The sequence below is a fragment of the Methanobrevibacter sp. genome, from assembly GCF_045603845.1.
Classification (GTDB): domain Archaea; phylum Methanobacteriota; class Methanobacteria; order Methanobacteriales; family Methanobacteriaceae; genus Methanocatella.
This window is the reverse complement of sequence record NZ_JAZUMY010000108.1, coordinates 13692-28889: the sequence shown is the minus strand read 5'-3', so window position 1 is coordinate 28889 and position 15198 is coordinate 13692. Positions and strand designations below refer to the sequence as shown.

General features: G+C 34.9%; 12 protein-coding genes. All 12 read left to right on the top strand.

Annotated features, from left to right (window positions below; all coding sequences use genetic code 11):
- Positions 1–26 precede the first annotated feature (26 nt).
- Positions 27–731 (top strand): ABC transporter ATP-binding protein, encoded by a 705-nt coding sequence (locus ACKI2W_RS10965; RefSeq protein WP_407381998.1) that lies wholly within the window; start codon positions 27–29, stop codon positions 729–731.
- 70 nt (positions 732–801) lie between these two features.
- The gene (locus ACKI2W_RS10960; RefSeq protein WP_407381997.1) at positions 802–3006 is read left to right on the top strand and encodes an ABC transporter permease; all 2205 of its coding nucleotides are present in this window, start codon (positions 802–804) and stop codon (positions 3004–3006) included.
- Between the two features lies 1 nt (position 3007).
- On the top strand, positions 3008–5272 hold the full coding sequence (locus ACKI2W_RS10955) for an ABC transporter permease (RefSeq protein ID WP_407381996.1): 2265 nt from the start codon (positions 3008–3010) through the stop codon (positions 5270–5272).
- Positions 5273–5387: 115 nt separating this feature from the next.
- On the top strand, positions 5388–6146 hold the full coding sequence (locus ACKI2W_RS10950) for a hypothetical protein (RefSeq protein ID WP_407381995.1): 759 nt from the start codon (positions 5388–5390) through the stop codon (positions 6144–6146).
- A 413-nt stretch (positions 6147–6559) separates the two neighbouring features.
- Positions 6560–6910, top strand: coding sequence for a hypothetical protein (locus ACKI2W_RS10945; RefSeq protein ID WP_292797559.1), 351 nt, complete (start codon positions 6560–6562; stop codon positions 6908–6910).
- A gap of 2 nt (positions 6911–6912) precedes the next feature.
- Positions 6913–7140, top strand: a complete 228-nt coding sequence (locus tag ACKI2W_RS10940) for a hypothetical protein (RefSeq protein ID WP_407381994.1) — start codon at positions 6913–6915, stop codon at positions 7138–7140.
- 54 nt (positions 7141–7194) lie between these two features.
- Complete coding sequence (locus tag ACKI2W_RS10935) at positions 7195–9453, top strand: ABC transporter permease (protein WP_407381993.1); 2259 nt, start codon at positions 7195–7197, stop codon at positions 9451–9453.
- A gap of 182 nt (positions 9454–9635) precedes the next feature.
- The gene (locus tag ACKI2W_RS10930; protein WP_407381992.1) at positions 9636–9986 is read left to right on the top strand and encodes a hypothetical protein; all 351 of its coding nucleotides are present in this window, start codon (positions 9636–9638) and stop codon (positions 9984–9986) included.
- 104 nt (positions 9987–10090) lie between these two features.
- Positions 10091–10468: a helix-turn-helix transcriptional regulator gene (locus ACKI2W_RS10925; protein ID WP_292797554.1), complete on the top strand. Its 378-nt coding sequence runs from the start codon at positions 10091–10093 to the stop codon at positions 10466–10468.
- 17 nt (positions 10469–10485) lie between these two features.
- Positions 10486–13161 carry a heavy metal translocating P-type ATPase gene (locus ACKI2W_RS10920; RefSeq protein WP_407381991.1) on the top strand — a complete coding sequence of 892 codons (2676 nt, stop codon included), beginning with the start codon at positions 10486–10488 and terminating at the stop codon, positions 13159–13161.
- Positions 13162–13364: 203 nt separating this feature from the next.
- Positions 13365–13634, top strand: coding sequence for a DUF6110 family protein (locus ACKI2W_RS10915; RefSeq protein WP_407381990.1), 270 nt, complete (start codon positions 13365–13367; stop codon positions 13632–13634).
- Between the two features lie 64 nt (positions 13635–13698).
- Positions 13699–15048, top strand: coding sequence for an MATE family efflux transporter (locus tag ACKI2W_RS10910; protein ID WP_407381989.1), 1350 nt, complete (start codon positions 13699–13701; stop codon positions 15046–15048).
- The last annotated feature ends 150 nt before the right edge of the window (positions 15049–15198 follow it).

Below are 15198 nucleotides of genomic sequence, written 5' to 3'. Positions count from 1 at the left end.
AATAGATTAATACGGGAGAAAATTTAATGAGCACATTAATAGAATTTAAAGATGTGGTGAAGGAATATAAATCCGGAGACCATGTCTTACGAGCAATGGATAATGTTAACTTTACAATAGATGAAGGAGAATTTGTTGTAATTCTCGGACCGTCAGGAGCAGGAAAATCAACTCTTCTAAATCTTTTAGGAGGGCTAGATTCAACAACAAGCGGCCAGATTATTGTAAATGGTGAACATGTAGAAAACTTTAATGACAATGAATTAACCAAATATCGTGCTAAAAATGTTGGTTTTATTTTTCAGTTTTATAATCTGATTCCTAACTTGACCGCAATTGAAAATGTGGAGTTAATGAAGGATATCGTTGATGTTAATATCGATGGAAATGCAGTTCTGGATTCCGTTGGTTTAACAGGTCATGCCAATCAGTTCCCTGCACAATTGTCCGGAGGTGAACAACAAAGAGTATCAATTGCAAGAGCTGTTGCAAAACAACCTACAATGCTTTTATGTGACGAGCCGACAGGTGCACTTGATTCAAAAACAGGGGTTTTGATTTTAAACTTGCTTCAGGATATGAGTAACAATAAAAACACCACAGTTATCATAGTTACTCACAATGCGATTTTGGCTGAAGCTGCCGATAAGGTAATCAGAATCAAAAATGGCCAAATTGAAGATATTACAATAAATGAAAATCCTAAAAAAGTAGACGAACTTGAATGGTGAGCGTATGCTTTTTAAAAAGATGTTGAGAGACATCGCGAAGCATAAAACACAATTCCTATCTATTTTTCTAATGGCTTTTTTAGGAGTTTTTGTATTCGCAGGTGTTGGAGGAGAATCCGTCGGTTTAGAAGTTAGTGTCAATGACTATTATGATGCAACAAACCTGGCAGACGGTTGGATTTATTCAGCAAACTTGAATGATGACTTTGTTGATGATGTAAATGATCTGTCACCCACAACAGATAGTGAAAGACAGCTGGTTTTAGATTCGGTAGGGGATTTTTCAAATGATCCTGAAATAACGCTGCATTTTATAGAAAACAATACAATTTCCAAATTCTACTTGCTTGAAGGCGAAGATGTAAATGTCAGTGATGAAGATGGCGTTTGGCTTGATAAGGAATTTGCAGATGCCAAGGATTTAAAAGTTGGAGACAATATTTCCTTTACTTTCAATGGCGTAACAATTGAAAAGGAGATTAAGGGTTTAGGCTATTCTCCGGAATATGTATATCACGCATCCGATTCATCAATCATTCCTGATTTCAATAAAATGGGTTTTGCCTATCTTTCATATAAGGCATTTCCGTTAAGTGATGTTCCATATAATGTTTTACTGGTCGACTTTGATGGGAATCCTGCCGATTATAATGATTTGCTTTCAGATAAGCTGGATGGTGATTACAATTCATTCGTTGAGCAATCAGAACATCCTAGTGTTTCACAGTTTTCAGAAGAAATTGATCAGCACAAGATGATGGGAGACATTTTCCCAGTAGTATTTATTTTAATTGCTTTATTGATTCTATTAACAACAATGACTCGTATCATCGCACATCAAAGAACACAAATAGGAATTTTAAAATCAGTCGGTTACACTAACAGAAGCATTATTTTCCATTATGTTTCATATGGTTTCTGGCTTGTTTTGGCCGGTGCTGTTTTAGGACTGATTATTGGACCATTGACACTACCAAATCTATTCTATCCGTCAATGAGTGCTACATATATTTTGCCTGAATGGAAACCGGCATGGAGCATGAACTTTGTTTATGTTGCAGTATTGATGGTATTGTCATCTTTAGCTGTTTCATTTTTAGCTGTAAGAAGCATTTCAAAGGAAAATCCTGCAGATACCATAAGGCCAAAAGCCCCTAAGATTTCATCATCAGGATTTGTGGAAAAACTGGGCTTCTGGAATAAGCTGGGTTTCAATATTCGCTGGAATTATCGTGATGCCAAAAGAAACAAGTTTCGAGCATTAATGACAATAATTGGCGTAATAGGATGTACTGCACTTCTAGTATCCGCATTCGGAATGTATGATGGAATGCATGACTTGAAGGAATGGGAATACTCACAGATCAATCATTATGACTCCAAATTAATCATTGATGAAGAAGCAAGCATATCAAGTGTTGACGATATTGCAGATGAGGTCAATGGTGACAAGCTGATGGAAGGCGCAATTGAAATCGAATCGGACACGGCCAAAAAGTCCGGATCGCTACTTGTATTGAATGACACAAGCCTTGTAACTCCAACAGACTATGACTGGAATAGGATTGAAATTGGCGATGATGAAGTATCCATTTCACAAAAGATGGCTGACTTATTGGATGTTGGTGTTGGCGATACAGTCAAATGGCATATCATGGGTTCCGATAAATGGGTATCCACAAAAATAGATAAGATTCATGCAGATCCGATTTCACAAGGATTTATAATGTCTGCAGATAAACTTGAAGATTTGGACTTGAACTACACTCCAACAAGCATAGTTACATCCGAACATGTTGATAAGAACTATTCAGATATCAAAGCTGTCAATTCAATGGATGACATGACGTCAAGCTGGGATGAAATGACTGAATCAATGATGCTTCTGGTTTATATTTTGATATTCTTCGCATGTCTTTTGGCAATTGTGGTGCTTTATAATTTGGGATTGCTGTCATTTACAGAAATCGAGCGTGAAATTGCAACATTGAAAGTATTGGGCTTTAAGACAAGCGCTCTTAGAAGATTGCTATTAACACAAAACCTATGGTTTACAGCTATTGGATTTATTTTAGGTCTTCCAGTTGGTTATTACATTTTAGATATAATGTGGCAGTCCTCAGGAGATTCTTTCTACATATTGCCTTCAATATCACTTTCAAATTTCATACTAACTGCCGTGATAACATTTGCATTATCAATACTTGTTAACCTGATGTTTTCAAGAAAAATCAAAAAGTTAGACATGGTAGAATCACTTAAAGGTGTTGAATAAAATGTTATTCAAAAAAATGATAAGAGATATAAGGAATCATAAGATTCAATTTATCTCCATATTTCTAATGGCCTTTTTGGGTGTTTATGTATTTGTTGGTTTTGGAGCCGAATCATTCGGTTTTGAAGAAACCGCCAATCAGTATTATGGTGAAACAAATCTTGCTGACGGCTGGATTTACACCTCTAACCGGGATAATGATTTTGTGGATAAGGTAAATAATCTGTCACTCACAAAAGACTCAGAACGCCAGCTTATTGTAAATTCGATAGCCGATTTTGACAACGACCCCGACATCACGCTGCATTTTCTGGAGGATGATGACATATCCCAGTTTTATCTGGTTAAAGGTGAAGAGTTTAATCTTTCTGACGGTGATGGAGTATGGCTTGACACCCGTTTCGCTGAAGCAAAGAATTTAAGCGTTGGCGATAATATTTCATTTACCTTTGAAGGAGTGACAATGGAAAAGGAAATTAAAGGTTTAGGTTATTCGCCGGAACACCTGTATCAGACATCAGATTCATCAATGATACCTGATTATACTAAAATGGGCTTTGCTTACTTGTCATATAAGGCATTTCCTTTAAGTGATGTTCCATATAATGTATTGCTTGTTAAGTATGATGGAAACTCATCAGCTTATGAAAAACAGCTGGATGATGACCTGGATTACTCCACATTCATGCCTAGAGCTCAGCATCCAAGTTACGCAGAGTTCCAGGATGAAACTGAACAGCATCAGATGATGACTGATGTCATTCCGGTAATATTCATAGTCATAGCTATGCTGACATTACTGACAACAATGACTAGGATAATCAACAATCAGAGAACTCAAATTGGTATTTTAAAGGCTTTAGGTTTTAAAAATCGCACAATAATGTTTCATTATATTTCCTATGGATTCTGGATGGTATTGGCTGGAAGCATTTTAGGGCTGATTTTAGGGCCTTTAACATTGCCCCCGATAATGTTTGATGAAATGGCGGACCTGTATTCAATTCCATATTGGCTTACGGGATTCAATATCAGTTTTATTATTGTAACTGTTCTGATGGTTGTCCTGGCAGCATTGATTTCATACTTCGCATGCAGAAACATTGTAAACGAATCTCCATCAAGTGCAATAAGGCCAAAGGTTCCAAAGGTATCCACTTCGGGATTTCTGGAAAAACTGGGATTGTGGAAGAAGTTTTCATTCAATGTGCGCTGGAATTATCGTGATGCAAAAAGAAATAAATTCAGAGCACTGATGAGTATTTTCGGTGTATTGGCATGCACATTAATCATTGTAGCATCATTTGGATGTATGGACGGCTTTGATGAGATGAAGGAATGGTCATATGAAGAAATAAATCACTATTCTTCAAAACTGGTTCTGGAAGATAATGCTACCTCATCACAGATTGACTACATTGTCGATGATGTCGGTGGCGAGAAGCTGATGGAAAGCGCAATAGAAATCAAATCGGGTGACGTTAAAAAATCGGGTGTTGTCACAGTGCTTGACGATAACGATTTATACACTCCAACAGATGATGAAAAAAATCCTATAGAAATTTCAGACAGTGAAGTGTCACTCTCTAAAAAGATGGCACAGCTATTGGATGTCAAAGAGGGAGATACTGTAAAATGGCATATAATGGGCTCCGATAAATGGGTTAACACCACTGTTGATAAGATTCATTCAGATCCGACTTCACAGGGTATCATCATATCAAAAGAGAAACTGGATGATTTGGGATTAAATTACACTACAACAAGCGTAATCTCTTCAAAAGATGTCCATGAAAACTACACTGGAGTAAAAACAATATTTTCAATGGATTCTCTAACTGACAGTTGGGATGATATGATGGAATCATCAATGACAGTCATATATCTGCTTGCAGGTTTTGCATCATTGCTGTCTGTTATTGTATTGTACAACCTGGGATTGCTGTCATTTACTGAAATTAAACGGGAATTTGCAACATTAAAAGTTTTAGGTTTCAAATCCTCTCAATTGAGAAAGCTATTGCTGACTCAGAACCTGTGGTTTACAACAATAGGATTTGTAATTGGTGTTCCGTTGGGCCGTGAAGTCCTACAGTACCTTTGGGGAACAATGGGAGACTCATTCTATCTGAATGCCCACATTTCACTTAAAACATTGATAATAACATTCTTGATTACGTATGTAATTTCTATTCTTGTTAATTTGATGTTTTCAGGTAAAATTAAAAAATTAAACATGGTTGAATCTCTAAAGGATAATGAATAATTATCTTTTAGAGAAAATTATATATATAATATATATTTATAAATATATTGATAATTATTATCGATGCTTTGGGAAATTTTTCTAATTTTGGAGTTTTCCTTTGCTAAATGGTGAAATGATGAATATATTTGGTTTATTCGATTTTAATGGAAATGATAAATATTTTTCAGATAAGGAAACTGTGAAAAAACGTGCGCTGAAAATATTTGGAATATTTTTCATTATTGCAATAGCCATGTCAAGTTTTACTTTATTGGGCTTTTTATTTTTCTTTCTGCTCTTATTTTCCTTAGGTGGAATATTTCTTGTAGAGTATTATAGTGACGAATTGGACAAAAAATATGGATTGTATAATTTCAATAATTTTAGAGGATATTCACGACAAATTGGCGCATTTACTCTTTTGGGTTTTTCAACAACAGCATTAGCTTTGCTCTTAATATGTTTATGTGCGGATATTAACGTATACACATCAATTTTACTATCTATCATCTTTTCATTGCCATTTTTGGCAATAGGTTTGAGATTTAAAACATTTAATGATGCTAGCCTGGAAGAAAACGGTAAAATAGTATATGATGCAGGATATGAACCTAATTATTATTGTCCAGTTTTAGCTATCTGTTGTTATTTGGGTTATGTTCAAGGATTTTTTGAAACTTCATCAACAAATATAATTGCTTTAATAATTTCATCATCATTCTGCTTCATTTGGCTGGTATTTCCCGATAAAATCAATAAATATATACCATTTGAAAATAGAAATAAAAAAGGAGAAGCAATATATTTAGCAATAGCATTGATTATATTTTTCATATTATTCAGTCAATTCACTACTGTTCCATTTGTAAAACTAATGGGATTTGTAGATTGAATGAGGATGTGAACTAAATATCAAAAACCGATAGGACGAGTAATTATGTTTAATTTTAATGAACCAATATCTAAAAAAATGCTCTTTTGATATTTGTGGGCATGTGTAGCTTTTTTGCTGTTGTTATATTTTATTCTTTTAAAATAAATTTATTTTCAATTGTTTTTGAAATATCTGTGATTTTCACATTTTTAGGCGGCTTTATCTATACATTTTTTCACAATGAATTAAATGAGAAATTTCATTTTAAAAGAGAATATTTTAAGAGTTATACGACTGAGGCATTTGGTTATATTTCATTTTATGGTTCGTCAATTGCTGTTTTTTTATTTTTGTTTTTTTTATATGATATTGGAATATTTAAATCAGTTTTATATGCATTAATCTATCTGTTGCCTTTTTTAGGTGTTAGTTTGAGATTCAATGCATTTGGTGATGAAAGCAGATGGATTGGTGATAAAGAAGTAATAGGCTACAGACCTTTATATTTTCTTTGGTGTGCAATGTTTGTTGTTTTGCAGGGTTATTATTCTGCATTTCACTGTTCTTCTATAGCTGGCGGAGTCATTATTTTCATCATTACAACATTAAGTTATTTGTGGATTATATTTCCTGATAAGGTTAACAAATATCTGCCATTTGACAATAGGGAACTCATTGGACTCATAATCTATCTTGGTTTTATATTGGTTGTATTTTCATTGTTAATTAATCAATTTGATACAGTTACTTTTACTGGATTGATGCAAAGTTGGAGGGATTAAATATGGATGCAAAACAAATTATAGCAATAATTATTCCAATAGCAATATTCATGTTTAGAAGATATATAAGTATTCTCATAACGCTTCCTATTTTGATAATAGGTTGTATTGTCACTTATTATTTCTATACAAAATCAAAAGAGGATAAATTTTTAAAAGGAGCTTTGTCCTTATATGGATTGAATTTCTTTTTCATTTTCATAGGGTTTTTATCATTATTATTCTTTTAAAAACCCTAATTTTTTCACTAAAATTTAAATCTTATTTTTTTCTTATAGTATATTATGTCATTATCTAAAAAGATGCTTAGAGACATTAAAATCAATAAAACACAATTCATTTCAATATTTTTAATGGCTTTTCTGGGCATTTTTGCATTCTGTGGGGTTTGTGGGGAGTATTATGGTCTTGAACAGACCAGTTCAGATTTTTACAGTGAAACTAATCTTGCTGATGGATGGATTTATAATACTACCATTACAGATGATGCCTTGGATGAAATAAACAATTTCACAACAGATAGTGAAAAGCAGCTTGTCGTTCAGTCTGTGGGAAACTTTTCAAATGATCCCGACATCACTCTGCATTTTGTAGAGGATAATGAAATATCTAAATTTTATGTGTCTGAAGGTGAGGACTTTAATCTGTCTGATAATTCTGGTGTATGGCTTGATAAAAGATTTGCCGATGCACAGAATCTGACTGTTGGAGATAACATTTCATTTGATTTTAATGGAATTTCAATAGAAAAAGAGATTAAAGGAATCGGTTATTCTCCGGAATATGTTTATGAAGCATCCCCAACTTCAATAATTCCTGATTTTAAGGATATGGGTTTTGCTTACATGTCTCATAAGGCATTTCCAACTGATATTCAGTATAATGTTTTGCTGGTTAAATTCAATGATACACCGGATGATTTCAAGCAATCTCTGGATGATTCTGTGGATTATCTCTCATTTACAAAGCGTGATGACCATGTCAGCGTTGCCCAGTTCAATGAGGAAATGGCTCAGCACAAAATGATAGGTAACGTTTTTCCAATTGTATTTATTCTTGTCACATTTCTTACTCTTTTAACAACAATGACTCGTATAATTGCTCATCAAAGAACTCAAATCGGTGTTTTAAAGGCTGTTGGGTATAAGAACAGAACAATCATTTTCCATTATATGTCCTATGGATTCTGGCTGGTGCTTGCCGGTGCGGTTTTAGGTCTGATTTTGGGGCCTATGATTATTCCGGATCTGTTTTATCCTACCATGACTGCCAGATATTCACTTCCTGAATGGAATCCGGGCTTTGACATCAGTTTTGTTATTGTGGCTGCGTTGATGGTGATATCTTCACTTGCGGTTTCCTATTTTGCCGCCCGCAACATTTCAAAGGAAAATCCTGCAAATACCATGAGGCCTAAAGCTCCGAACATTTCCTCTTCGGGATTTCTTGAAAAATCAGGGGTCTGGAAAAAACTTTCATTCAATCTTCGCTGGAATTACCGTGATGCAAAAAGAAACAAGTTCAGGGCATTGATGGCAATTGTCGGTGTAATGGGCTGTGTAGCTCTTCTAGTATCTGCATTCGGTATGGGCGATTCGATGGATAACTTAAAGACATGGGAATATGATGACATTTCACATTTTGAATCCAAATTGATTATTGACAGCGGCGCTTCACTTGCAGATATTGACAGCGTAACCGATGAAGTCAACGGCAGTCAAATTATGGAGCAAGCTATTGAAATAAAGGCTCAAGGAAATGAGGAGACTGCAATGTTACTTGTATTAAATGACACGGATTTGATATCTCAGACAGATAAGAATGAAAATCCTATTAATTTGTCTGCTACAGATATATCACTTTCACAAAAAATGGCAGAAAGTCTTGATGTTGGTGTCGGCGATACTATAAAATGGCACATCATAGGCTCTGACGATTGGATAACCTGTAAAGTAACCAATATTCATGGCGAGCCGTTAAGTCAGGGAATCATTTTATCCATGGATGAATTGGATGACTTGGATTTGGATTTTGCTCCGACTAGCATCATAACTTCCGAAAAAGTGGATAGCGATTATGATTCAATAAAAAGCGTCAGCTCAATTGACGAAATGGTTGATGCATGGGATACGATGACATCTTCTGTAATGATGATGGTTTCAATTCTAATTTTCTTTGCAGTGCTTCTGGCTATTGTGGTGCTTTATAATTTGGGTATACTGTCATTTACTGAAATTGAACGTGAAATAGCTACATTAAAAGTGTTGGGCTTTAAAACTGGTGATTTAAGAAAGCTTTTATTAACGCAGAACCTTGTAGTTACAGCAATAGGATTCATATTGGGAATTCCTTTGGGATTCTATCTGATGACGCTCATGATGGATGCTGCCGGAGAGTCTCTCTATTATATTCCTTCTCTGACTCTTGGAAACATTGCTTTAAGCGCAGTTATAACATTTACTGTGTCTATTGTTGTTAATCTGCTATTTTCAGGTAAAATCAAAAATTTGAATATGGTTGAAGCCCTCAAAGATGTTGAATAATCTTTAAACTGGCTGTCCGTTGATGCTGATTAATTTCCTTACAAAGCTGTTTTGCCTAAAATCAATAGAATTAATATTTTTTGCTTATGTTTTTTGAAGTATTAAACATTGCTTTTTGAAATTGGGCAAAACTTTAAATATTTTTGCACACAATATAATAACACTTATTTTGGGGATGTGTCATGAAAACTCAAACAATTTTAGACAAATTTGAAGCTGTATCCACAACTATTAATGTCCTTGAAAAAGGAAATGGGGAATATTTAACATTCAATGAGTTTGGTGTGGTTCCAGTTAAGTGTGATATTCGTTTTATTTTGCAAGGCGATGATTATGCAGTTGAAGACGAATTCTATGTGGACACGATAATTTTGGATACAAGTGATGACTGCATAACATTTGAATTAGCTAACAATACTAAGCAAATGCTATATCCTGAAGATATTTTGGAGCTTGATGTCACTAAAATTTCACAAAGCAGGTATTTGGAAGCTATTATTGAAGATAAATGTAGTTTGGAGGGATTATTTTAATTTTATTTTTTTTACATTAACATATCATAATATTGTGATATGAAAATATTTATATATATTAACATTATAAAATATGAAGTAGATATAATTTAATGTGATTAAAAATGGCAGACAATAAAAATCTTGAAAATAACAATGATGATGTATGTGAAGTAGTATGTACGCATCAGGATGTTGTTGATCGTGTAAAGGATCGTATGATTGAAGAAGACCAATATTCTGAATTAGCTGAGTTTTTTAAAATATTTGGTAATCCTACAAGATTAAAAATACTTTCATTACTGGCTATCGAAGATTTATGTGTTTGTGATATTTCTGAAACATTAAATTTAAATCAAACTACTGTTTCAAATCAATTAAGAATATTAAGAGCAAATAATATTGTAAAATATCAGAAAGAAGGTAAAATGGCAAGATATTCACTTACAGATTTACACATCGAAATGATATATAAAGTTGGTTTGGAACACATTTTAGAATAAATTTAATGGTGTTTTAAATGACAGAAAATAGATGTTATGAACCGGATTGTGATGAAAAAGACTGTCACAATCCTGAACATTTCAATTTCATTTGTTTTGATCCTAATTGTGAAGAAATTCATTGTGAAAATAGACAGCACTTTGATAAGCAATTATTAAAAGACTATCAGGCAAATACTGATTTAAGTGTCCATGACCACAGAGAAGAAATAGATTATGATGAAGACGTGGATATAAACATTTGCGGCTGTCCTGATTGTGCAGATGACCACGAGCATGATCACGACCACGAGCATGAGGATTCTTGTAGCGATCCTGATTGTGATTGTCATGATCACAATCATGAACATGAACATGAACATGAACATGAACATGAACATGAACATGAACATGAACATGAACATGAACATGAACATGAACATGAACATGAACATGAACATGAACATGAACATGAGGATTCTTGTTGTGATGATGATTGTTGTTCTGATGAGCATGAGCATCATCATGAGCATGAGGATTCTTGTTGTGATGATGATTGTTGTTCTGATGAGCATGATCACGACCATGAACATGAAGAAAAGGATTCTTGCAGCGATCCTGATTGTGATTGTCATGATCACGACCATGATCACGAGCATGAAGAAAAGGACACCTGTTCCGACCCGGACTGTGGCTGTCATGACCATGACCGCGATGACGATGATATCGAAATAAGCATTTGTGGCTGTCCTGACTGTGCAGATGATGACCATGACCACGATCACGGACATGACCACGGGCATGGGGAAGAGGAACTCTTAGCTGAAGGAAAACCTTTGATTGCTAACAGACCTATCCAAATCATTGTTGCAAGCGGAATTATGTTTGCAGCAGGCCACATTTTAGAATTCTTATCATTCAATTCAACTGTTGTCACAATCATTTTCATGATTGCCGCTGTGATTGCAGGTTATGAGATTGCAGGAATGGCTTACAGGTCACTGGTTAAAAGACACACTGTCGGTCCGGCAATGCTTATGTGTATTGCTTGTGTTGCTTCATTCATTATCGGACACCCTGAAGAAGGTGCTGCTGTAACATTCCTTTACTATATTGCAGAATTCCTTGAAGACTATGCTGAGCACAGGGCAAAACGTTCAATCAAATCTTTAGTTGAAATCGCTCCTGAAACCGCCAGGGTTAAAGTTGGAGATTCCGAAGAGCTGAAAAATGTTGATGATGTAAACATCGGCGATATTGTAATCGTCAAACCGGGAGATAAAGTCCCATTGGACGGTAATGTTATTTCAGGTTCATCTTCTGTCAATCAGGCTTCCATTACTGGTGAAAGCGTTCCAGTCCTTAAGGAAGTTGGAGATGAAGTATTTTCAGGAACTGTTAACGAAGACGGATACTTTGAAATGGTTGTAACCAAAAGGGCAAAAGATTCTGTGATTTCCAAGATTGTAACATTGGTTAAAAGATCACAGCTTAACAGGTCTGAAACAGAGTCTTTGGTTGAAAAGGTTGCTAAATACTATACTCCTGTAATGATGGTTGCCGCAGCTTGTGTTGCATTCATTCCACCATTGTTATTCGGTCAGAACCTGGTTGACTGGGTTTATAAGGCTCTTTCACTTCTGGTAATTTCATGTCCTTGCGCTTTCCTGATTTCAACACCTGTTGGTATGGTGTCTGCCATCACATCCGCAACAAGAAACGGTGTTTTGATTAAGGGAAGTACCTATGTTGAGGAAATGAAAGGCATAAAAGCAGTAATATTTGATAAAACAGGCACATTGACTGAAGGTAAATTGGAGCTAAGCGAAATTGAAGTTTTGGATGATTCAATCTCAAAAGAGGATGCTGTTAAAATTGCGGCTTCTCTGGAAAACCAATCTTCACACCCTATTGCACAGGCTATTGTAAATTATGCTACAATGAATGACATAGAATTTGAAGAGATAAACGATTTCAAAAACGTTCCTGGAAAAGGAATTGTCGGTTTCATTGATGGTGAGCAGTATTATGCGGCCAATGAATCGCTGATTGAAGGCAGCAGCTTTGAAATATCACATGAGGATGTCAACAAATACTCTGCAGAAGGTAAAACTGTGGTATTTGTCGGAAACTCCCAAAATGTTTTGGCATTAATTACAGTATCCGATAAAATCAGGGATAACGCTTCAGAGGTCATTGCTGATTTAAACAAACAGGGCGTACAGACTGTAATGTTGACTGGTGATAACAAGATTGCGGCCCACAAGGTTGCAGATGAAATAGGAATAAAATATGTTTATTCCAATCTGATGCCTGAAGATAAGTTAAACATACTGGATACAATCAGAAATAAATTCGGTGATGTGGCTATGGTTGGTGACGGTATTAACGATGCACCGGCACTGGCCAGGGCAAATATCGGTATTGCCATGGGTGCTGCAGGATCTGACGTTGCTATTGAAACGGCTGATGTTGCATTGATGCAGGATGATATATCCAAATTGCCTTATTTGTTCTCTTTAAGCCATAAGACAATGAGCATCATCAAACAGAACATCACAGTAGCTATTGCAGTCAAGTTACTCTGTGTAGTATTGGCTATCCTGGGAATAATCACATTGATGATGTCTGTCGGTTTCGGGGACTTGGGATTAACCCTCTTGGTTATCCTGAATTCATTCAGAATTGGAATGGTGAAAGATCCACTATTCTAATTCCACTTTTTATTTTTTGGTATTACTAAAAATTTAAATAATTTAGATGAGCCTAATTTTGATATAACTAAATATTATTGTTTGTTTAACCTAAAAAAGCTCTAATAATCGAATAATTTATATACTAAAATGTACTAATCTATATTTAAGTAATATTACTTAATTTTTATATTTGAAAATTTGACATTTGGGAGATGAAAAATATGGTAAGAAGATATGTTGATGAAGCTTTAAAACACAAGCATGCATTAATTTTTGCAGCGGGTGTTGCAACAGCTATTGTAGGTAAAAAAGTACTGGAATCTGAAGCAGTTAAAGATGCAACCACTAAAGGAATGGCTGCAGTTATGGCTGCTAAAAAGGACGCTGAAGAAGCATTCCAGGACATGAGAGAAAACGCTGAAGACATTGTTGTCGATGCAAACTCTGAAGTCAAAAAAGAAATCTATGTAACTGAAGATGAAGAAGAATAATCTTTCTTCATTTTTTTAACCATTATCAAAAAATTTTATTTACTTTTTGAACATATTATTATTGATGTTTAGTGAAAATAATGTTGATGTATTGCTCGGAAACCCTAAAAAGGCACTGTTAAGCATGTCAATACCCTTAATTATATCACTATTGATATCAAGTTTATATAATCTAATTGATGCGATGTGGGTGTCTTCACTCGGTGCAGATGCACTTGCAGGCGTCGGATTTGTAACTCCAATATTCATGATTTTAATAGGATTCGGTAACGGGCTTGGTGCAGGTTCCGCTTTTGCATTATCAAAATATATCGGTGAAAAAAACAAACAGAAAGCCGACAACGGTTCAATACATTCGATATTAATTACAATTGTTATTTCCATTATTTTAACTGTTATTCTGTTAATATTCTTAAAGGATATTCTGATTTTAATGGGTGCCGGCCAGACTGTTGACTTTGCAATGGATTATGGTGTTGTTATTGCCACAGGTTCAGTATTTGTAATATTGTCCAATGCGCTCTATGGGATTTTCAGGGGCGAAGGAGACTCATCAAGGCCAATGTATGCAATGATTGCATCAGCCATTTTGAATATGGTATTGGATCCGATATTTATTTACACATTGGGTCTAGGAGTAACCGGTGCAGCTCTTGCAACTCTGATTTCATCATTGTTTGTGATACTTGTCTTAAGTTACTGGTTTTATATTAAAAAAGACACTTATTTAAAGCCAAATTTAGCTAATTTCAAGTTCAAAAAGGAAATAACATTCGATATCGTAAAAGTAGGTCTTCCGGCAAGCCTGCAGCTTCTCAACAACGCATTTTTTGCGGCAGTATTCTCAGCACTTCTTGCATTCATATCCTCAACTGATTCCGTTGCTGTATATTCAACCGGCTGGAGGGTTGTTACAATAGGAACAACTCCTATTTTGGCTATTGGAACTGCTCTGATATCAGTTATCGCTGCTAATTATGGTGCCCGCAATTACGAAAATATTGGGATTGCTCACAGATATTCAATGAAAATATCAATGATTTTTGCAGTTCTCGTGATGATTTTAACAATCATATTTGCTCCGCAAATTGCGTCAGTATTCTCTTCAGGAAGCAGTGCAAGGATATCTGGCGAGTTAACCAGCTTTTTTATGTGGATTGTGCTTTACTATCCGACTATGGCAGTTGGTGTGGCTTCAACTTATGTTTTCCAGGGAATTGGTCGTGGAATAACTGCAATGTTTCAGACAATATTGCGGGAAACAGGTTTTACATTGGCTTTTGCCTTACTGTTCACTTTGGTATTTAACTGGGGTGTCTGGGGTGCCTGGATGGGCATTGTATTGGGTGAGGTTGTTTCAAATAATATCACTTTAATATGGGCTGATTTGACAATTAAACACCTATTAAAATAATTTTTTTTAATCTTTTTTTTAGTATTATATAATTCATCAATTACATGTTTTGATCAATATTTTATAGTAATTTTTAAATACTTTCAAATTTAAATTATCTATTAGTAATATCATTTTTTATATAAGTATTACTTATTTAATATATTTTTA

What these genes read in the sequence shown, in the direction of transcription:
- ACKI2W_RS10950 (WP_407381995.1), top strand. Translation starts at nt 5,388, where the DNA reads ATGATGAATATATTTGGTTTATTCGATTTTAATGGAAATGATAAATAT.
- ACKI2W_RS10940 (WP_407381994.1), top strand. Translation starts at nt 6,913, where the DNA reads ATGGATGCAAAACAAATTATAGCAATAATTATTCCAATAGCAATATTC.
- ACKI2W_RS10965 (WP_407381998.1), top strand. Translation starts at nt 27, where the DNA reads ATGAGCACATTAATAGAATTTAAAGATGTGGTGAAGGAATATAAATCC.
- ACKI2W_RS10930 (WP_407381992.1), top strand. Translation starts at nt 9,636, where the DNA reads ATGAAAACTCAAACAATTTTAGACAAATTTGAAGCTGTATCCACAACT.
- ACKI2W_RS10955 (WP_407381996.1), top strand. Translation starts at nt 3,008, where the DNA reads ATGTTATTCAAAAAAATGATAAGAGATATAAGGAATCATAAGATTCAA.
- ACKI2W_RS10960 (WP_407381997.1), top strand. Translation starts at nt 802, where the DNA reads ATGGCTTTTTTAGGAGTTTTTGTATTCGCAGGTGTTGGAGGAGAATCC.
- ACKI2W_RS10920 (WP_407381991.1), top strand. Translation starts at nt 10,486, where the DNA reads ATGACAGAAAATAGATGTTATGAACCGGATTGTGATGAAAAAGACTGT.
- ACKI2W_RS10935 (WP_407381993.1), top strand. Translation starts at nt 7,195, where the DNA reads ATGTCATTATCTAAAAAGATGCTTAGAGACATTAAAATCAATAAAACA.
- ACKI2W_RS10915 (WP_407381990.1), top strand. Translation starts at nt 13,365, where the DNA reads ATGGTAAGAAGATATGTTGATGAAGCTTTAAAACACAAGCATGCATTA.
- ACKI2W_RS10925 (WP_292797554.1), top strand. Translation starts at nt 10,091, where the DNA reads ATGGCAGACAATAAAAATCTTGAAAATAACAATGATGATGTATGTGAA.
- ACKI2W_RS10910 (WP_407381989.1), top strand. Translation starts at nt 13,699, where the DNA reads ATGTTTAGTGAAAATAATGTTGATGTATTGCTCGGAAACCCTAAAAAG.